The organism is Kitasatospora sp. RG8, assembly GCF_017813315.1.
GTDB lineage: Bacteria > Actinomycetota > Actinomycetes > Streptomycetales > Streptomycetaceae > Kitasatospora.
The window spans coordinates 1-17,978 of sequence record NZ_JAGIYX010000061.1 but is presented as its reverse complement, the minus strand read 5'-3'; the positions used below and the strand labels follow the sequence as shown (position 1 = coordinate 17,978).

16 protein-coding genes and 1 pseudogene are annotated in these 17,978 nt (G+C 73.0%); 9 read left to right on the top strand and 8 right to left on the bottom strand.

From position 1 onward, the window contains the following. The first annotated feature begins 32 nt into the window (after positions 1 to 32). Positions 33 to 1,604 carry an APC family permease gene (locus tag J5Y04_RS40695; protein WP_209417588.1) on the top strand — a complete coding sequence of 524 codons (1,572 nt, stop codon included), beginning with the start codon at positions 33 to 35 and terminating at the stop codon, positions 1,602 to 1,604. A gap of 7 nt (positions 1,605 to 1,611) precedes the next feature. Here the strand turns inward: J5Y04_RS40695 and J5Y04_RS40690 are convergent, their stop codons facing one another. Continuing rightward, complete coding sequence (locus tag J5Y04_RS40690; RefSeq protein WP_209417587.1) at positions 1,612 to 2,151, bottom strand: CGNR zinc finger domain-containing protein; 540 nt, start codon at positions 2,149 to 2,151, stop codon at positions 1,612 to 1,614. Between the two features lie 81 nt (positions 2,152 to 2,232). Between J5Y04_RS40690 and J5Y04_RS40685 the strand changes: the two genes are divergently transcribed. Then, entirely contained in the window at positions 2,233 to 3,816 is a 1,584-nt protein-coding gene (locus J5Y04_RS40685) for an FAD-dependent monooxygenase (protein WP_209417586.1), read from the top strand. Between the two features lie 277 nt (positions 3,817 to 4,093). On the opposite strand, the gene J5Y04_RS40680 is transcribed toward J5Y04_RS40685, so the two are convergent. Further along, positions 4,094 to 4,555 carry a PIN domain-containing protein gene (locus J5Y04_RS40680; RefSeq protein WP_307853561.1) on the bottom strand — a complete coding sequence of 154 codons (462 nt, stop codon included), beginning with the start codon at positions 4,553 to 4,555 and terminating at the stop codon, positions 4,094 to 4,096. After that, on the bottom strand, positions 4,552 to 4,830 hold the full coding sequence (locus J5Y04_RS40675) for a hypothetical protein (protein ID WP_209417584.1): 279 nt from the start codon (positions 4,828 to 4,830) through the stop codon (positions 4,552 to 4,554). The genes J5Y04_RS40680 and J5Y04_RS40675 overlap by 4 nt, the downstream gene beginning before the upstream one ends. An 882-nt stretch (positions 4,831 to 5,712) precedes the next feature. Between J5Y04_RS40675 and J5Y04_RS40670 the strand changes: the two genes are divergently transcribed. Beyond that, positions 5,713 to 5,955 (top strand): hypothetical protein, encoded by a 243-nt coding sequence (locus J5Y04_RS40670; RefSeq protein ID WP_209417583.1) that lies wholly within the window; start codon positions 5,713 to 5,715, stop codon positions 5,953 to 5,955. A 247-nt stretch (positions 5,956 to 6,202) separates the two neighbouring features. Here J5Y04_RS40670 and J5Y04_RS40665 read toward each other — a convergent pair whose 3' ends face one another. Beyond that, a complete protein-coding gene (locus J5Y04_RS40665; protein WP_209417582.1) occupies positions 6,203 to 6,898 on the bottom strand; it encodes a FadR/GntR family transcriptional regulator in 696 nt (231 codons plus the stop codon). A 68-nt stretch (positions 6,899 to 6,966) separates the two neighbouring features. Here J5Y04_RS40665 and J5Y04_RS40660 point away from each other — a divergent pair, with 68 nt between their 5' ends. After that, entirely contained in the window at positions 6,967 to 7,836 is an 870-nt protein-coding gene (locus J5Y04_RS40660) for an alpha/beta fold hydrolase (RefSeq protein WP_209417581.1), read from the top strand. Between the two features lie 597 nt (positions 7,837 to 8,433). Here the strand turns inward: J5Y04_RS40660 and J5Y04_RS40655 are convergent. After that, positions 8,434 to 9,681, bottom strand: a complete 1,248-nt coding sequence (locus tag J5Y04_RS40655) for an MFS transporter (RefSeq protein ID WP_209417589.1) — start codon at positions 9,679 to 9,681, stop codon at positions 8,434 to 8,436. Positions 9,682 to 10,318: 637 nt separating this feature from the next. Here J5Y04_RS40655 and J5Y04_RS40650 point away from each other — a divergent pair. Further along, on the top strand, positions 10,319 to 10,843 hold the full coding sequence (locus J5Y04_RS40650; RefSeq protein ID WP_209417580.1) for a hypothetical protein: 525 nt from the start codon (positions 10,319 to 10,321) through the stop codon (positions 10,841 to 10,843). 73 nt (positions 10,844 to 10,916) lie between these two features. Here J5Y04_RS40650 and J5Y04_RS40645 read toward each other — a convergent pair whose 3' ends face one another. Continuing rightward, the gene (locus J5Y04_RS40645; protein WP_209417579.1) at positions 10,917 to 11,108 is read right to left on the bottom strand and encodes a hypothetical protein; all 192 of its coding nucleotides are present in this window, start codon (positions 11,106 to 11,108) and stop codon (positions 10,917 to 10,919) included. Here J5Y04_RS40645 and J5Y04_RS42715 point away from each other — a divergent pair. The 3 genes and pseudogenes from J5Y04_RS42715 to J5Y04_RS40635 all read left to right on the top strand — a co-directional run. Next, positions 11,076 to 11,283, top strand: a pseudogene (locus tag J5Y04_RS42715) (IS630 family transposase); the annotation flags it as partial. The gene J5Y04_RS40645 and the pseudogene J5Y04_RS42715 sit on opposite strands and share 33 nt — an antisense overlap. 158 nt (positions 11,284 to 11,441) lie before the next feature. Continuing rightward, positions 11,442 to 12,479 carry an LD-carboxypeptidase gene (locus J5Y04_RS40640; RefSeq protein WP_209417578.1) on the top strand — a complete coding sequence of 346 codons (1,038 nt, stop codon included), beginning with the start codon at positions 11,442 to 11,444 and terminating at the stop codon, positions 12,477 to 12,479. A 194-nt stretch (positions 12,480 to 12,673) separates the two neighbouring features. Then, positions 12,674 to 13,609, top strand: coding sequence for a LysR family transcriptional regulator (locus tag J5Y04_RS40635; RefSeq protein WP_209417577.1), 936 nt, complete (start codon positions 12,674 to 12,676; stop codon positions 13,607 to 13,609). Between the two features lie 224 nt (positions 13,610 to 13,833). Here the strand turns inward: J5Y04_RS40635 and J5Y04_RS40630 are convergent, their stop codons facing one another. Then, positions 13,834 to 14,166 carry a hypothetical protein gene (locus J5Y04_RS40630; RefSeq protein WP_209417576.1) on the bottom strand — a complete coding sequence of 111 codons (333 nt, stop codon included), beginning with the start codon at positions 14,164 to 14,166 and terminating at the stop codon, positions 13,834 to 13,836. Positions 14,167 to 14,509: 343 nt separating this feature from the next. On the opposite strand from J5Y04_RS40630, the gene J5Y04_RS40625 reads away from it, so the two are divergent. Next, complete coding sequence (locus J5Y04_RS40625; RefSeq protein WP_245206470.1) at positions 14,510 to 15,118, top strand: ATP-dependent endonuclease; 609 nt, start codon at positions 14,510 to 14,512, stop codon at positions 15,116 to 15,118. A gap of 265 nt (positions 15,119 to 15,383) precedes the next feature. Here the strand turns inward: J5Y04_RS40625 and J5Y04_RS40620 are convergent, their stop codons facing one another. After that, positions 15,384 to 16,640 (bottom strand): MFS transporter, encoded by a 1,257-nt coding sequence (locus J5Y04_RS40620; RefSeq protein WP_209417574.1) that lies wholly within the window; start codon positions 16,638 to 16,640, stop codon positions 15,384 to 15,386. Positions 16,641 to 17,978 lie beyond the last annotated feature (1,338 nt).

Below are 17,978 nucleotides of genomic sequence, written 5' to 3'. Positions count from 1 at the left end.
CCACCCCGCCGCCCCGCAGACAGGACACCCCCATGCCCACCCCCGACACCCCGCCCGCGCACTCCCCCGCCACCGCGACCGGGCCCGCCCGGGACGGAAAGCTCTCCGCCGGCCTGACCACCCCCAAGATCGTCTTCCTGGTCGTCGCGGCCGCCGCCCCCCTGGCCGCCATGGTCTGCACCGTGCCCCTGGCCTTCGCCCTCGGCAACGGACCCGCCGTCCCCGCCATGTTCGTCCTCGCCGGCCTCACCCTGACCTGCTTCTGCACCGGCTACGCCGCGATCAGCCGCCACATCGTCAACGCCGGAGGCTTCTACACCTACATCGCCCACGGCCTGGGCCGCCCGCCCGCCGTCGCCGCCGGCCTGCTCGCCGTCCTGTCCTACAACGCCGCCGCCGCCGGACTACTCGGCTCCTTCGCCTACTTCGCCCACCTCACCGCCGCCTCCCACGGCCTCGACCTGCCCTGGCAGGCCTGGGCCGTGGCCGGAGCCGCAGCCGTCGCCACCCTCGGCTACCGCCAGATCGACCTCAGCGCACGCGTCCTCGCCATCGCCATCACCTGCGAAACCGGCATCCTCCTGCTCCTGTCCGCCGCCATCCTGGCCCGCCACCACAGCGCCGCGCTGCCCGCCACCGCCTTCACCCCCCACACCCTCACCGCCCCCGGCACCGGCGTCACCACCATGTTCGCGTTCATCTCCTTCATCGGCATCGAATCCGCCGCCCTCTACAGCGAAGAAGCCCGCACCCCCCAACACAGCGTCCCGCGCGCCACCTACCTCTCCGTCTGCCTCATCGCCCTCTTCTACGGCTTCACCAGCTGGACCGCCCTCGGCGCCCTGGGCCCCGACAACGCCCGCACCACCGCCGCCGACCAACTCGGCGACCTCTTCTTCCAGCTCAGCGACGACTACCTCACCACCACCCTCACCACCCTCATGCAGATCCTGCTCTGCCTCAGCCTCTTCGCCGGCTGGCTCGCCCTGCACAACGCCGCCAACCGCTACATGCACGTCCTGGGCCGCGAACACCTCCTGCCCCGCGCCCTGGGACACACCCACCCCCGCCACAACTCCCCCCACCGCGCCAGCCTCACCCAAAGCGCCTTCACCCTCCTGACCGCCACCGCCTTCACCGCCGCCGGACTCGACCCCTACCTCGGCCTGACCACCAGCATGCTCGGCCTGGGCACCCTGGGCATCATCGTCCTCCAGGCCGGCGCCTGCCTCGCCGTCATCGGCTACTTCCGCCACCACCCCGAACGCCACTGGTGGCGCACCACCCTCGCCCCCGCCCTCGCCCTCACCGGCCTCACCACCGCCACCACCCTCGTCGTCCTCAACTTCGACACCATGACCGGCACCCACAACCCCGTCGTCACCACCCTGCCCTGGCTCATCCTCGCCATCACCCTCCTCGGCCCCGCCTACGCCCTGTGGCTACGCACCACCCACCCCCACCGCTACACCCGCCTCACCCACCCCACCACCACTGCACCGGACTCCAACGCCGCGGACACCACCGGCACCAGGCCGCGCACCACCGCCGAGCCGGAGGCCACAGCAGTGGACGCCACCATTCTTACGACTAGGGGAAACTGACTTTCCGTCATCCATCGGCGTTCCGGGCCCGGTGGGCGGCGACGCGCACCCGGGTGGCGCAGCGGGGGGTGCAGAAGCGTTGTGGTGTGCGGCGGCCGGTGTCGATGTAGAAGCGGTCGCAGCCGGGTGCGGCGCAGCGTCCCCAGGCGCAGGTGCCGCGTTCGCTCAGCCACAGGCCCAGGGCGAGGGCGCAGGTGGACAGGAGCCAGTGGGTGAGGCCGGCGGTGGGGGGTGCCTGGGTGTGCAGCGACCAGGGGCGGCCGGGGAGGCGGACGAGGCGGGGGTGGGGCGGGTGGCGGTCGAGGAGGGCGTTGATGGCGGCGGCGGCCTGGTCCTCGTCGTGGAGGGTGAGGATGCGGGTGATGTGGCGGGCGGCTTCGCGCAGTTCGCGGGCGTCGGTGTCGGTGAGGCGGAAGGGTGGTCCGCCGTGGTGTTCGAGGAGGGCCTGGAGGTCGGCGGCCTGTGCCTGGGGGTTGTCGTGGAGGGTGTTGGCGAGGTCGGTGATGAAGTGCAGGCCGCGGGGGTTGGCGGCGGGGTCGTCGGTCATGGGGATGGTCCTTTTCTGATCGCCTGTCACTCCCATGGTAACGTCGGAATCACTGTTTAGGCGTTACGAAGTGGGGTGGGCATGCGTTTCCCGGATGCAACGTGCGTGCTGGTCGTCGGAGGGGGCCCGGTCGGCCTGGCCCTGTCCGTCCTGTTGTCCGGGCACGGTGTGCAGCACCTGCTGGTGGAGGCCCGCCCCGGCACCTCGCGCCACCCCAAGGCGCGCGGGGTGTCGGCGCGTTCGATGGAGATCCTGCGGCGCTGCGGCCTGGAGGAGGAGGTGCGCCGGGCCGGGCTCCCGGCCTCGCACGTGTTCTTCTACCGCGGCCGCAGCCTGGTCGACCCCGACTTCGTGCGCACCGGGCCCGGGCGCGCGCCGCAGGAAGGCGGCGGGCGCACCCCCTCCCCCGGCCTGATCTGCCCCCAGGACGCACTGGAAGCCGTCCTCGCACGGCACGCCCGCACACTCGCGCCCGCCCATGTCGCCTTCTCCGCCCGGCTGCTCTCCTTCACCCAGGACGACCGGGGAGTGCGCGCACTGCTGGAGGACCGGACGACCGGCACACGGCAGTGGGTGCACGCCGACTGGCTCGTGGGCTGCGACGGCGCGGCCAGCACCGTGCGCACGGGCGCCGGGATCGCGATGAGCGGGCCCACCGGCCTGGGCCACTACCTGAGCATCCGCTTCGAGGCACCGCTGGGCGAAGTCGTGGCCGACCGGGCCAGCGCCTCGTACTTCCTCACCACCCCGGGTCGCGGCGGCTTCCTCGCCGTCGACAACGACCGGCACTGGATCTACCAGTACCCCCTCGACCCCCGACAGGACGACACCACCGCCCTCGCGGGCGACCACCACCGGCTCGCCGAGCTGGTCCGCGACGCCGCCGGCCTGCCGGACCTCCAGGTCGCCGTCCAGGACACCATGACCTGGCGTGCGGACGCCCGGCTCGCCGACTCCTACCGCAGGTCACGGGTCCTGCTCGCCGGCGACGCCGCCCACGTGATCCCCCCGACCGGCGGACACGGCATGAACACGGGCATCGGCGACGCCGACAACCTGGCGTGGAAACTCGCCGCGGTCACCGCCGGCACCGCCGGCGAGGCCCTCCTCGACACCTACCAGGACGAACGCCGCCCCCTCGCCCGCCAGGTCATCGACCTGTCCCTGGCCAACTCCCGTGCCGCCGGCGGCTACCGGATCGACGACGAGCTGCTGCTCACCGCCGCCTACCGCTCCACCGCCGTCCTCACCGACCCCGACACCCCCGCCCGCCCGCCGCTGGACCCCGCACGCGAACACGGCCACGGCGGCCCCGGCACCCGCGCACCACACCTGCCACTGACCGGGACACCCGGACCGTCCTCCACCCTGGACCTCCTCGGCACCACGTTCACCCTGCTCACCCCCTCGGCCGCCGCCTGGCAGCACCAGTACGACACCGCCGCGGCCGCGGGCCTGCCCCTCACACTGCGCCCCCTCACCACCCCCCACGACACCGCACCCCACGCGCAGTGGACCGACCTGTTCGGCATCCCCGCCACCGGAGCCGTCCTCATCCGCCCCGACGGCCACACCGCCTGGCAGGCACCCCACCCACCCACCGACGACGCCACACTCCTCAACGCGCTCCACCAGGTGCTCTCCACACCACCCACCCCACACTGACCACCCCGCCCCGGCCGGGGCGCTGGAGAACCCGGCCGGGGCGGCGGGCCGGCCCTGCGGCCGGGGCGGGACGGCCCCCGGCACGAAGTCCCGCCAGCCAGCGGGTCTCCGAGGCCCGCGGCACCGGCCCGATGACCCGCGGCTCAGGTCCCGGACAGGCAGCTCCCACCGCCCTCACCGCCGGCCCGGGAGGGGGAGTCGGCCCCACCCCTGGCGCGCCGGGCGGGGGCCGGCGGGCTGGGCCGGTCGTCGGGAGGGGCCTTGCGGCGGCGGTTTCCTAACGGCGGGCAGGGTCGGGGTAGACCTCGAACGGCTTTTCACCAGGTCGGCGGGGAGCCAGCAGTGTGCTGTAGTGGCGGTCGAAGGAGAGTAGGACCGGCCGCATCAGGCGCCAGGCCAGGACGGCGTTGACGCAGTCCGCCAGGCCGAGCGCCTGGCCCTGGTGGCGGCGCATCAGTTCCTCGGCCTCAGCGAGCAGCGGCCGGTCGACGTGCGGGAACTGCACACGGCCCTGTCCGGCGAGCGCGCCGAGGCGGGTGACGGCGTTCACCGCCTCGCTCTCCCCGGCCCGCACGGTCAGCAGGTGGTCCAGTTCGGCAAGGACCAGCGGGGAGATGATCAGGATCCGTGCGGCGTTCAGCGCCTCGACGCCCAGGCGGTGGTGGTCGTCCTTGCCGTTGAACGCGGCGAGGAGCACGCTCGTGTCCGCAACCGCGAGTACCGGCGCGGCGGCCGTCACAGGCCGAACCCGTGTGCCAGGTCCTGCCCGGCGCGCTCGGCGAGGTCGTGAGGGCCGTCGAACAGCGCCCAGTCGGCGAACTCGCTCTCCCCGACCGTGCCGGCCGGCAGCTTGAGAGTGCCGGCGGCGTACTCCAACGCCAGCGCCTCCGGCGTGCGGCCCAGCACCACCGCGAGCTCGCGCAGCAGCGCGGCATCCGTGCCCGAGACCGTCACCGACGCGACGATCGGCTGCTCCATGCGTGACGGCTGTGCCGGCTCGCTCTGCGGACTCATCGGGTTCCGTCCCTTCCTGCCTGTGCCAAGCATCTGGCGGCGGTGCCCGCCGATGACGGCCGTGGGGATGTGCATCCCGGGTCCGGCAGGCACCACCGGCAGCGTAGCCGTACCCGGTACCCGCCGGGCCGCATCCCGCCGCTCCGCCACCAAGCCCCGACGGAATCCGTGCGGTGGGTCCGTCGCCGGCGACGACAGGGAGGGCGGGCGCGGTGTCGTACCGCAGCGGCTTACCGGGTCGGGGGCCGCATGGCTGCGCGAAGGGCAAGGTGGTGGTGCGCTGCCGGCACCGCGGTGCGCCCGCATCACGCCCTGGCGCACCCGCGCAACTGCCCGCTCATGTCGCCACGACAGGAACGGACTGCTGTGCTGTAGTGATTTACCGTGATCACCCGAGATTCGAGGCGCAGGTCGACTGCTGTTGCCGTGGTGTGCTGCACGTCGGTCCTGTTGCTCTCCGCGTGTGGCAGCTCGGGCGGACGGCCCGCCGGACTCTTCTCGGCCACCCCGGCCCCTTCCGGTCCCACGACGGCCGCTGCGGAGAAGGCCCGCGGGATTGCCGAGGCGACCGTCCTTACCGCAGCCGATTGGGGCGCCGGCTACGAGGCCGTCGAAGACGAGGAGACCGAGCCGGAGTACCTTCGGGCGGACGACTCCTGCCGGTACCGAAATACCTCGCCACCGGCCTCGCTACTGGCTCAGCAGGTCAAGTACGTCGACTTCCCAGGGGCGGCACTCAATGGCTCGACCATGGTCGACGTGTACCGCACCACCGACGCCGCGCACCAGGAGCTTTCCACAGCCAGGTCGGACAGCGCACGGTGCCCGACCTCTGTCGGGGTCGACGGCACTACCATCACGGGAACCCACGAGGTCCCCCCGTTGAACGTACTCGCCGACCTCGCCGACCAGGCCTACTTCGAGACCGGTGAGCTGGTCTCCGGGACGCCGTCCGCCGGCACCGCGCCTCGCTTCTACGCCTTCGTGGTGGGCACCCGGGGCCCCGTCGCCGTGACCGTCGTCGTCAACCAGGACGAGCCGGGGGAAGACGTCCGACAACTCCAGGATCGGGCAGAGCAGGCGCTGAAGACCGCGCTCACCAAGCTCCGCCAGCAGGGAGTCTGACCGGACGCGGGCTCGCGGTGGTCTTCCTTGCCAGGGCCAGCGGGCCGGCGCCGACGAGGAGGCCGCGAGGCTGCCGGCCGGCCACGGCCTGGACGCGACCGACCTTGGGCGACCATCCCGCCGGGCGACCGCAACTGCAAACACCGCCGCCCGTCCCCGTCCCGAATCCGCCGGTCGTTCCGTCCTCTGTCCCTGCCAGGCCTCGGAGTCACGTGCCGGGTCGCACAGCAACCAGATCTACCGGTTCCTAAGCCATACGCGCTGCCTTCGTCGCCTCCGCTCCGAGCGCGTCGATCATGGCGTCGAGGGGCTTGGCCGCCTCTGCCGCCGCCCGGGCCGGATCGCCGGAGCGGATCGCCTCGTACAAGCCTCGATGCAGGTGAACCGGCGGCTCGGGCAGGTCGCCGAGGGCGTTCGAGCGCCGCAGGCTCTCGGCCACCGCACTGGTCAGCCCCAGGTACAGCTCGATCAGGACGACGTTGTGCGATGCCTCCAGCACCGCGCGGTGGAAGGCGACTCCGGCCGCGACCCGGTCGGCCTCCCCTACGCCGTCGCCGTGGAGCCGATGCCAGGCGTCTGCGAGCCGGTCCAGGTCCTCGGATGTGCGACGCTCGGCCGCCGCCCGCGCCGCTTCCACCTCCAGGGCCCGGCGCGCGGCAAGGATGTCGCGCAGGTCCACCGCACCGAAGCGCCGCCGCAGGATGCCTTCCGTGTCGGTGCGCGCCCGCACGTAGACGCCGTCCCCGTGCCGGATCTCCAGCACGCCGGCGTGGGCCAGCGCCCGAACCGCCTCGCGCATCGTGTTCCTCGCCACGCCGAGCAGTTCCATCAGCACCGGCTCCGGCGGTACGCGCTCGCCCACCCCCCAGCGCCCGGAGGCAATCTCCTCCAACACGGCTTCTGCGATCTGCTCGACGCGTGAACTCGACCCGACCTTCAACATCTGCTCTCCAAGATCACCAGAGGGTCAATGATTGACTGTCCGACAGGTGACATGATTCCCTTCCCGGCATGGATCTCGCAACCCGGGCAACTCCCCCGACCACCAACACCGTTCACCGCGCCGGCCGCCTCCGGACTGGCGGCACCGAGCTGAGCTGGCACGCGGACCAGACCACGACGCCGGTGGTGTTCGTTCACGGCTCCTTCGACGACCACACCAGCTGGGACGGCGTCGTCCCACTGCTCCCGCCAGGCGTCACAGCCGTCCGATACGACCGACGCGGCCACTCCGGCAGCAGCGCGCCAGGCCGGACCGTCATCCACGAACACGTCGGCGACCTGGTCTCAGTGATCACCGAGCTCTCCGGCGGCAGTGCCCACGTGGTGGGCCACTCCTACGGTGCCCTCGTCTCGCTCATGGCCGCCGCCCGTCACCCGGAACTGGTCCGCAGCGTGCTGGTCCACGAGCCGCCCGCCTTCCCCCTGCTCACCGGCGACCCCGTCGGCGAACCGATGCGCGACGCGGCCCGCGCGCACGTCATCACGGTGGCCGAGCACATCGAGGCGGGCGACACCGACAAGGCCGTCGCACTCTTCGCGGAGAAGGTCGCCTTCGGCGAGCACTGGCAGGAACTGTTCGACGGACCGCAGCGCACCATGCTCGCGGCCAACGCCCGTACGTTCCTGGACCAGTTCCGCGACCCCGACCACTACGCGCTGGATCTCAACGCGCTGGCCTCCGGCCCCGTCCCGATCACCCTCACGGTGGGCACCGACGGCCCGCCCGCCGTTCGCCGGATCACCGAGCTCCTCGCCGAACGCCTGCCCGCCGCCACCGTCCACACCATCACCGGCGCCGGCCACGCGCCCCACCTCAGCCACCCCGCCGAGTTCGCCGCCGCCCTCGCCCGCCACCTGGACCGCACCCGCCGGCCCTGACACCGCAGCCCGTAGCGCATTGCCCACAGCCGCAGCGCATTACCCCACCAGCAGCTGACGGAACCCGTCACCGGCACCCCGGCCGAGCAGCGCCTCAATGCCCTCACACAGCCCGGCACCCCGGGATCGCACCACCCGCCAGATGGAGAAGCCCACCAAAGCCGAGCTCTACAAACGCGCCACCGACCTCGCCCCCCCACCGATCCACCGTGCCCCGCGGCGAACTCCAACACGCCCCATCGAACATACCGAGCGCCAGGCTTCCATGACGGTACGTCAGTTATTCGGACTCAGTGAGCAGCGGCGGGCCGACGTGCGGGAACCGCACACGGCCCTGTCCGGCGAGCGCGCCGAGGCGGGTGACCGCGTTCACCGCCTCGCTCTCCCCGGCCCGCACGGTCAGCAAGTGGCCAGCTCGGCAAGGACCAGCGGGGAGATGATCAGGATCCGTGCGGCGTTCAGCGCCTCGACGCCCAGGCGGTGGTGGTCGTCCGGCAGGGGCGTGGACGCGGGCACGGGCGTGCGCATGCGGGCCGGCGGCGGGTGGCGGTGTGCGGCGGCGAGTCGCGGTGTGCGGCGGCGGGTGGCGGCGGTGCATCAGGCGTGGCCGGGGGCCGGTTGTGGCTCGTGCCGGAGTGCCCGGCCGGGCCGGGGAAGCAGGAGCGGGCTGGCCAGGACCAGTAGTCCCGCGGCCACGAGGACGGTGCGCGGGCCGGTGGCGGCGGCGAGCAGTCCGCCGAGCGCGGTGAGGGCGGCGATGGACGCCTGCTGGCTGATCGACCAGGCCGTCAAGGTGCGGGCAAGGAGGTGCCGGGGCGTGCGTTCGAGCCGGTAGGTGGCGACCACCGGGGTGAACAGGCTCATGTTGATGACGATCGCCAGCTCGACGGCGATCACGGTGACGAGGCCGACGGCGCCCGGACGCACGAAGGCCAGGCCGATCAGCCAGACGGCGCGCAGGGTACCGGCGGTCCGGAAGACCCGCTCACGGCCGTAGCGGGCCACGACCCGGGGCGCCAGCCGGGATCCGACGAGCCCGCCGAGACAGGGCACGGCGAAGGCGAGCCCGTACTGCCAGGGCGCGAAGCCGAGCCGGCCGAGCAGGAGCACCGCCAGCACCGGCTCGGTCGCCATGATCAGGCCGGAGACAAGCATCGTGTTGAGGCAGAGCGCGCGCAGGCCCCGGTCGCCCATGATGTGCCGCCAACCGTCGAGCAGTGCGCCCGCCCGCAGCGGGCCCTTCCCGGCCGGCCGCACCGGCGCCTCCTCCCGGCCTCCGATCGCGGCGACGCCCAGCGCGGACAGCAGGTAGCTGAGTGCGTCGGCCACGACAGTGACGACCGGCCCGAACACGCCGACCGCCGCCCCGCCCAGCGGCGGCCCCACCGCGATCGAGCTCCAGTTCGTGGACTCCAGCCGCGCGTTGGCCACGAGCAGGCCCTCCGGCCGCACCAGGGCCTTGAGGTAGGCGCCGCCGGCCGCACCGGACGCGATCCTGGCCGCGGCGACCACCACCGAGACCACGAACAGCTGGACCAAGCCGAGCCGGCCCGCGGCATAAGCAAGCGGGATGGTCGTCAGGGCCGCGCACCGGGCCAGGTCCATCGCGATCATGACCGGGCGCTTGCGCCGGAACTCCACCCACGGCCCGAGCGGCACCGCGACCAGCGCACCCACCGCCGGCCCCGCCGCGGACAACGCGGACACCTCGGCCGGACCCGCGTGCAGCACCAGCACCGCGATCAACGGCAACGCCCCGAACCCCAGCGCGGACCCGTACGCACTCACCGCGTACGCCGCCCAGAACCGGCCGAACCCCCGCCCCAACGCCTTCCCGCCCGCCATACCCGCCATGCCTGCAGCACTCCCCTCCAACACCCCCGGCCGTACAAGCCGGAGTTGACCGGTGAGAGCTAATCGGGCGGCACAACAGCAGGTCAAACAACCACCGCGCCCCCTGGGTACAACTTTGAGTTGTTCACCATCGCCGCCGCGGCCGGGAACGTCCACCGGGTCAACGCAGGCGGGCCACGAACCGTCTGGACGTCGCGAGGCGCTCCCACCCGCACGGCCGAGACACGCCGACACAGAGGGTCAGGGCCCGCAGGCCCACGGACCACCAGACGCGGCGATGACAGGGCAATCGTGCACCGACACAGCACGAACACCGTGTGCTACCGGCCGGCGACGACGGCCCCAGCCCGCAGCAAGCCGGACTCCGGCGGACGCCCAACCGGACCGGGCCCGCAAGAACACCGTGCGGAACCCGATCCACCGGATCAACCAGACCACCCCGGCCAGCCCGAACCATCAAAGGCCCGCAGGTTAAAGGAAACTGAATGATCATCGGCAAAAACCCGAGAGTCGTAGGTCGTGTATGCGCGGGGTCGGCCTTCGAGCTTCAGGCGAACAGGCCGGTAGGCACCGACCAGGCCGCCCCCCGGGCAGTCTTCTCGGGAACGGTGCTGGCATCGTAGGAGCCATGAGACCAGCAGGAACGACACCGGAACCGGATGCACCGACACACAGCGGCCTCACGGCCCTGGCCGAGGTGGCGTGTCGCTACCGGGCGGACGAGATCCGCCCGGAGGATCTGCCGATGATCGCTGCTGAGGCACTCGCGGCCGGGCTGGACACCCCGACGCTGTGCGAGCTCGCCGGCTGGCCGCGCACCGCGGACGCCCACGACATCCGCACCGCGTTCGAGCAAGCACTCTCCGAGTCCGGGATCGAACTGCCCGATCCGCAGCTGGCGCGGCGCCACGCCTTGCGCCGGCTCGCGGCGAGGCTCGTCGCTGGAGAGATCGGTCCCGCCGACCTGACGACGGACGACTGGTGGGAGACGGAGGCCGAAACCGCGGAGGAGCGATCATTCGTCGAGCTGATCCCGCAATGCGTGTGCTGCCTTGAGTACACCTCGAGACTTGACCAGCAGACGTGGGCTGCCGAGCTGCGGACCGCCGCGCTCGCCCTCACATCGTCCGCGCCCGTCGGGCCCGGCTGTTGATCCGACTGATTCGACCGTGACGGCCTGCTCACCCCCGCAATGACGCAAACCCGGTCGAGCGGGTTCACCGAGGTCACCGCTCAGCGGCCTGCTTCAACAGCGCCCGCGCCGAGTCCCCGCAACGCATGGCGCTCTCCTCGTCGAGCCCGGAGACCCCGGCGAGGTGGAACGGGCCCGGGCTCTGGATCACGGCATCTTCGAGCTGCCGGTCGACGCGGAGCCGCTCCGGCATCGCGGCCCGGCCGCGCATCACGGCGCTGCGCACCTACGGCGTCGCTCCCCCGGCTGCTCCTCGGTCGGCGACGACACCCTTCGGGGGCGTCAACCGCCGCCGCAAGGGCACCGCGAACACCCTCGCCGCGCTCCGCTCGGTCCGGGCCGCCCGACTGGACGGCGCCCCGGGCCATGTGATCCTGGACAACTCCTTCGCCCGCAACGGCAGGACGGCCCTGCGCCGCGGAGTGCAGTGCGCGGGTCCGGACCGGGTGGTCGGGGTGGTGGGAGTTGGCGGGGGTGACCTGCCGCAAGGACCCACACCGGGGCGGACGAACGCCGAAAGTCGCGTGCCCCTGCCCACCGCACCGGCGACACTGACGCCATGACTGGTTCCGCTCTGCCCCGACTGCTTCGACCGCGTGCCCTGAGGCCCGGAGATCTCGTCGTCATCGCCTCGCTGTCCGGTCCGCTGGCGGCCGCTCACGAGCCCAACGTCGAGCAGACGGTGGTCGTGCTCGAGCGGATGGGATTCCGCGTGCGCCGGGCTCCGCTGCTCCAGGCAGGACGCCGCCACTGGTGGAGCGCGGCCACGCCGGCGGAGATCGCCGCGGAGCTCAACGGTCATCTGCGCGATCCCGAGGTGCGCGCGATCGTCGCGAGTGACGGCGGCCAGACAGCGCTCGGCTACCTCGACCTGATCGACGTCGAGGCGATCAGGGCCGACCCCAAGCCGATCCTCGGCTACAGCGACATCTCGCTGCTGCATCTGGTGCTCTACGCACGCACGGGTCTGGTCGGGTTCCACGCCGACATGGCCGTCCCCGGCTTCGGCGGACACTGGCAGTCTGCGCCCGTGGCGCGCCGGGCAGAACTCGAGAACCTCTACTCCGGGTTGCTGACCGGCACCGAGGCGATCGGTGCGCTGCCTGCGAGCCCGTCGTGGGAGTGCTGGCGTCCCGGCCGTGCCGAAGGCCCGCTGATCGGCGGGGTGATCAATCGCATCGTGCTGGCGCAGACGACGCCCTTCGCACTGCCGCTCGAACGGTTCGACGGTGCGGTGCTGTTCTGGGAGGAGACGGGCGGCCTGGCATCGCACCTGTGGAGCCATCTGCAGGTGCTGCGCCACTGCGGCATCCTCGACCGGATCTCGGGCATGGTCGTGGGCGTTCCGCACGAGATCAGCGGACTCGGGCCCGGCGCGTCCCCAACCCTGCCCGAGATCGTCCTCGACGTCCTCGGCCACCGGGACATCCCGGTCCTGGGCAACGTCGAGTTCGGCCATGCCGGCCCGAATCTGCCGATGCCGGTCGGCATCCGCGCCGGCCTCGATGCGCAGCAGCGGACGTTGTCACTGCTCGAACCGGCGGTAGCGCCCCACACGATGACGGGACCCATCACGCCGAGCACCGCGGATCAGTGAGCCGACGGCCCCCGGCAGCACCCCTCCCGGGGGCCGACTCACGCCCCGACAGCCCGCCACCCCGAACTCGCCTGTCCGGCCCGTCAGGAGGGCCGTGAACACCCGGTGGCCCGTGTTGAGCCAGAGGCCCGGCTCCCGACGTCAGGGATCACCGACCCGGTGAACGCACGCGGTCACCACTAGGGTGAGCCGACATGGACCTCGAAGCAGTGCGCACCTTCGCCGCCATCGCCCAGGCCGGCCAGTTCCAGAAGGCCGCCGCCGACCTGTCCCTCACCCAGCAGGCCGTCTCCAAACGCGTCGCCACCCTGGAACGCGACCTCGGCGTACGGCTGTTCACCCGCACCCCGCGCGGCGCCGAGCTCACCATCGACGGACAGGCGTTCCTGCCCCACGCCCGCGAACTGCTGCGCGCCGCCGAACGCGCGGCCGCGTCCGTACGCTCCACCCGCCGCCCGCTGCGCGTCGACGTGATCAACTCACGCGGCGCGCAGTCCGGCCTGCTGCGCGGCTTCCACCACGCCCACCCGCAGACCGACCTCGACGTGCTGATGCTCCTCGACGTCGACACGGCCGTCACCGCGATCCGCTCCGGCACACTCGACGCGTCCTTTCGCGCCGTCACCGCGCCCGGCCGGCCCCTGCCCGGGGACGTCGAGTCCGTCCGCGTCCTCGACGAACCGCTCCACCTCCTCACCGGCCCCGCCCACGCCCTGGCGAACGCCAAGTCGGTGACCCCCGCCCAGCTCACCGGCCACCGGATCTGGATGCCCGGCATCGCCCCCGGCACCGAGTGGGGCGCCTACTACGACGACCTCGCCGCCGAGTTCGGCCTCACCATCGAGACCACCGGCCCCAACTTCGGCTCCGACGCCCTCCTGGACACCGTCGCCGACACCCCGGCCCTGGCCACCTTCATGGGCGAACACACCCGCCTCGTCTGGCCCGCCGGGCAGGACCTGCGCCGTATCCCGGTCACCGACCCCGTCCCCGTCTACCCGCACTCCCTCCTGTGGCACCGCGACAACCCCCACCCCGCCCTGGCCTCCCTGCGCGCCCACCTCACCGCCACCGCCCCCGGCCACGACACCCCCGGCACCTGGACACCACCCTGGACGAACGCGCGCTGAACACCCCCGCGGCATCGCCACGCACATCACCCCGCGGGCAGCGGACCCGGGCCGGCGGGCGGGGCGTCACCGCCGGGTGGCCCAACGCCCTTGCGGCCGGAGCCTTCCATGGGCCCAACCGGCGATACGAGCGCCGAGCCGGCCACCCTTCCGCCATCGTCACCCTGCCCTCCTGCCCCGCGGTTCCGACGCAGGCCGCACCGGGACCGCAGGGCACGGACGGCTCAGGCGCCGGGGGCGCGGGAGGCCACGGACCCCAGGAAGCCGTCCAGAAACGAGCGGTCGGCGCCCGGCACCAGGTGGTAGCGGAAGGCGCCGCCCTCGCCGCACACGGTCGCGGCCGGCCAACCGAGCGCCTCGTACCGAGCACGCAGGTAGCCGCCCCCTGAAGCGACGACCTCGGCGCCCTCGGGCGAGACCACCACAAGGTGGGTGGCGCCACATCCGCACCCGACACACACCAGCGGGATCGCGCCCATCCCCGCAAGGCGCTGCACGGCCGCCGGGTAGGCGAGTTCACGACCGGGGCACACCGACACGCTCGGACGACTCGACATCCGGCCAGCCTACGAGCAGGGCGCCCCGAGCGCGACACTCTTCCGAAGCAGTCGCCGCCGGGCACCGGGCGGCCCGCACGGGAGAGCACCCGCGGACAGGGCCCGAAGCAGCGGCGGACGTTCCGTGTCCTTTCCTGCCGGGCCTCGCCACCGGCACCCCGGCACGGGCCACCGGGACTCCCCGGCACGGGAGGCCGGGGCTCCCGCGGGCCGCAGCCGCTCCTGCCCCTGCCCCCGCCCGCAGCCCCCGCCCGGACACGGCCAGGGCGCGGCCCGGACACGGCCGGCAAAAAAACCCGTGCCCCGCACGGGCAGACGGGAGCACAATCACCCCGTGACGGACATGCAGACATTGCGGGACACGGTCACCGGCTGGGCCGCGGGCGGCCCCGGCGCGCCGGCGGGCGAACTGGCCGCACGGCTGCGCGTGCACACCGCCGTACTGGTCGAAGGACCCAGCGACCTCGCTGCCGTCGAGACACTCGCCACCCGCCACGGCCGCGACCTGCCCGCCGAAGGAGTGTGCGTCATCTCCATGGGCGGGGCCATGAACATCGCCCGCTACGCCGCCCTCCTCGGACCGCCCGGGCTGGGCCTGCGCCTGGCCGGACTCTGCGACGAAAACGAACAGTCCTTCTACGACCGCGGCCTCGAACGGGCCGGCGCACCGCGCCAGGGCTTCTTCGTCTGCGTGGCGGACCTGGAGGACGAACTGATCCGCGCCCTGGGCGTACCCCGGGCCGAGGAGATCGTCCGGACCGAGGGCGACCTGCCCGCCTGGCAGGCCTTCACACGCCAGCCCGCGCAACAGGACCGACCCCCGCACCGGCAGATGCGACGCTTCCTCGGCACGAAGAAAGGCCGCAAGATCCGCTACGGCCACCTCCTGACCGACGCCCTCGACTCCGGACAGGTACCCGCCCCCCTCCACAACCTGCTCGCACACCTGTGACCGGAACCCCCGGCCGACACCCGCCACCCACGGGGCGGCCAGGCGCAGCACGACCGCCCGAGGGACGGCGGGCGCGCCGCCACCGGGTGACCTTGCCGCTTCGGGGCCGCCGGCGCCGGTAGTCCTGGCCCGGGGCTCCGCCGGGCGCGCCGGGACCACCCAGCCCGTCACCCGCATGCCGGGAAGCCGACCCCGGGCCCGGCTCCGCACCGCCGGTCTCAGCCGGTCCGGACAGCGTTCCCGGCCAAGGCGTGTCCGTTCGGCATCAGGGGCGAGCCCCGGGCTCCGAGCCGGCCGCCGGCTCGGGCCGGACCCGGTGGCCGTACCCCCGCACGGTGGCGGCAGCGAGGAGGGCGACGACGCCACCCAGCACCATGACGGTGGCGGGGGAAGCGCGGTCCACCACGAGGCCGCCGGTCAGGGCACCGATCGACAGGGTCGCCTGGAAGGACGAGGTGAACAGCACGCCGGCCGCCTCCGGGGCGTGCGGGGCCGCGGTGAGGAACCAGGTGAGCGAGCAGGCCGGTACGGCGCCGTACGCCGCGCCCCAGAGCGTCAGCAGAACGGCGGCGCCCGGAGCGCCGGTGCCGAGCAGGGGCAGCAGCAGGGTCGCGGCGGCGATCAGCACGGCGGCCGTGCCGAAGACCGGGCGGAGGGCGCCTGCCGCGCGGCCTCCGGCTAGCACGTTGCCGAGCAGTCCGGCGGCGCCGTACACAAGCAGGAGGCCGGTGACCAGGCCAGGGCCGGCGTGGGCGGTGGCCTCGAGGAACGGGGTGACGTAGGTGTAGCTGCCGAAGTGGGCCAGCACGATCAGGAACGTCACGACGAGGCCGGTCCGGGTACCCCGACCGGCGAGCAGCCCACGCAGCACGCCCAGGCCGGTGCTGGTCAGCGGGGGGAGCGGTGGAAGCGACACCAGCAGGGCGGCCAGGGTCAGCAGGCTCAGCGCAGCCATCACGAGGAAGGCGGCGCGCCAGCCGGCGAGCGAGCCCAGGAACACGCCCGCCGGTACGCCGAGGACCGAGCCGAGCGGGACGGCCGTGAAGAAGAGGGTGGTGGCCCGGCCCTGCCGGTGCTCCGGGACGAGCCGTGCGACGAGCCCCGAGCCGATCGACCAGAAGGCCCCGATGACCAGGCCGAGGGTGACCCGGGCCGTCAGCACGGCCCAGTAGGCGGGGGCGAAGGCGTTGAGGAGGTCCGCCAGGATCAGGAGCAGCACCAGGGCGCAGAGCATGGTCCGCCGGTCGGCGCGCCTGGTCGCCACGGTCACCACCGGTGCGGCGACGGCGGCGACGATGCCCGGGAGCGTCATCATCAGCCCGGCGGTGCCGTCGGAGATCCGGAAGGTCGCGCCGATCGGGGTCAGCAGGCCGATCGGAAGGATCTCGGTGGTGACGATGGAGAACACACCCGTGGTGACGGCCAGTACGGCGGGCCAACCACCGCTCCGCCCCGGGACGTACGGGCGGCGAGGGCCGTGGCCGGGTGGGCGCGGAGCGGGGTGGAGGGCGGTGTGGGCCATGCCGGAGGTCCTGTCCGTGAATGGTGGGTGTCGCCACGAAGTCCACCAAGCTGGCAGGGGGTTGGTCTGGCGTGAATCCGACCTCGACGTCCGGGCCGTCCCGCTCGCGGCTGGGCCGACGGAGCGGGTGACCGGACCGGACTGGGCTGCTTCTCGACGAACGGCAGGCGCGTCGGGGCGGTGCCCCTCCCGTCGTGTCAGCACCCGCCGGGGCAAACGGCACACAACCACGCACGCCTCCCACCAGTCGGCGACTACGCGTGGACCCCGCAGCGCCGCAGGGCCTGCGCCAACGACCAGGGATCGCCCCTCACCCTCGTCACCGTCACCGCCAACCGCCACCGCCACCGCCACCGCCAACCGCCAACCGCCAACCGCGCCGAGGGCGGCAAGGCCCCGCCGAGGGGCTCCCACCGCTCGCAGGCCCGTCCACTGCCCCTACGCCGTCGAATGGGTCTCCACCGAACTCCGCTGGAACCTCGCCGCCGACGAGCGCCGGCCATGCCGGCCGGGCACGGACGCGGGCACGACCACGCGCGCGCCAGGACGGGGGTGAGGCCGCCCGATCCCCCGGGCCGTGCAGGAGGGCCACGGCGCTCCGGGCGGTGCCGTCGGGTCATCCAGAGGGCGTACAGGGTTCACCCAGACGGGCTGTCACACAATGGCGACTTGCCCGGGACGACCAACACCCGTACCCGTCCGGCGCCTCGGCAGGCCCAGGGGACGTTCATGCCCGCATCAGACCCTGGGGGGAACGCGACCAGACCCGCCGGCCCGCCGCCCTCGCGGCGGACAGCGGACACGGCCGTGTGAACGACCCGTCTCCCACGTGACGGCCCGCCGTCCGTGACCGGCGGACCGTCACACCCTCCCGGGCGCGCTGCCGGCGGGGCCCGCACCCGGATCCGCCACCGGCGCCACCGGCAGAGCGCGCCCAGCGCCACGGCCGGAAACCGCATCAGAAACGCCAGCGCCGACGGGACCCGGTCGGCGGTGCAGGCGCGGGGCAGGGGCCGAGGACGCCGGGGACCGGCCCGGTGACCGCGACAGGCACACAGCCCCGACCGCGGGTGTCGGGGTGTCGGGGTGTTCAGGTGTCCGAGCCGCGGCCCGGGACCCGCCGAACGGCTCGTACACCGATCAGAATCTTTTTCGCCGCTGGACCTGCCACCTTCGCGTCCGGCGCGGCACATGCTGAAGATCAAGCTTCAGAAATTTGCACAGGTATGCGATTATCGGGCGCGCGAGTTGTGCGTCATTGTGGCCCGGTAGGGCAGTCGAGGAACTATCTTGGGGGATCGAGTGGGAATCGATGTGCTGGTGTCCGATGATCTGCAT

What these genes read in the sequence shown, in the direction of transcription:
- J5Y04_RS40690 (WP_209417587.1), bottom strand. Translation starts at nt 2,151, where the DNA reads ATGACCGACGACCCCGCCGCCAACCCCCGCGGCCTGCACTTCATCACC.
- J5Y04_RS40660 (WP_209417581.1), top strand. Translation starts at nt 6,967, where the DNA reads ATGGATCTCGCAACCCGGGCAACTCCCCCGACCACCAACACCGTTCAC.
- J5Y04_RS40650 (WP_209417580.1), top strand. Translation starts at nt 10,319, where the DNA reads ATGAGACCAGCAGGAACGACACCGGAACCGGATGCACCGACACACAGC.
- J5Y04_RS40630 (WP_209417576.1), bottom strand. Translation starts at nt 14,166, where the DNA reads ATGTCGAGTCGTCCGAGCGTGTCGGTGTGCCCCGGTCGTGAACTCGCC.
- J5Y04_RS40640 (WP_209417578.1), top strand. Translation starts at nt 11,442, where the DNA reads ATGACTGGTTCCGCTCTGCCCCGACTGCTTCGACCGCGTGCCCTGAGG.
- J5Y04_RS40635 (WP_209417577.1), top strand. Translation starts at nt 12,674, where the DNA reads ATGGACCTCGAAGCAGTGCGCACCTTCGCCGCCATCGCCCAGGCCGGC.
- J5Y04_RS40675 (WP_209417584.1), bottom strand. Translation starts at nt 4,830, where the DNA reads ATGAGTCCGCAGAGCGAGCCGGCACAGCCGTCACGCATGGAGCAGCCG.
- J5Y04_RS40625 (WP_245206470.1), top strand. Translation starts at nt 14,510, where the DNA reads ATGCAGACATTGCGGGACACGGTCACCGGCTGGGCCGCGGGCGGCCCC.
- J5Y04_RS40665 (WP_209417582.1), bottom strand. Translation starts at nt 6,898, where the DNA reads ATGTTGAAGGTCGGGTCGAGTTCACGCGTCGAGCAGATCGCAGAAGCC.
- J5Y04_RS40655 (WP_209417589.1), bottom strand. Translation starts at nt 9,681, where the DNA reads ATGGCGGGCGGGAAGGCGTTGGGGCGGGGGTTCGGCCGGTTCTGGGCG.
- J5Y04_RS40620 (WP_209417574.1), bottom strand. Translation starts at nt 16,640, where the DNA reads ATGGCCCACACCGCCCTCCACCCCGCTCCGCGCCCACCCGGCCACGGC.
- J5Y04_RS40695 (WP_209417588.1), top strand. Translation starts at nt 33, where the DNA reads ATGCCCACCCCCGACACCCCGCCCGCGCACTCCCCCGCCACCGCGACC.
- J5Y04_RS40685 (WP_209417586.1), top strand. Translation starts at nt 2,233, where the DNA reads ATGCGTTTCCCGGATGCAACGTGCGTGCTGGTCGTCGGAGGGGGCCCG.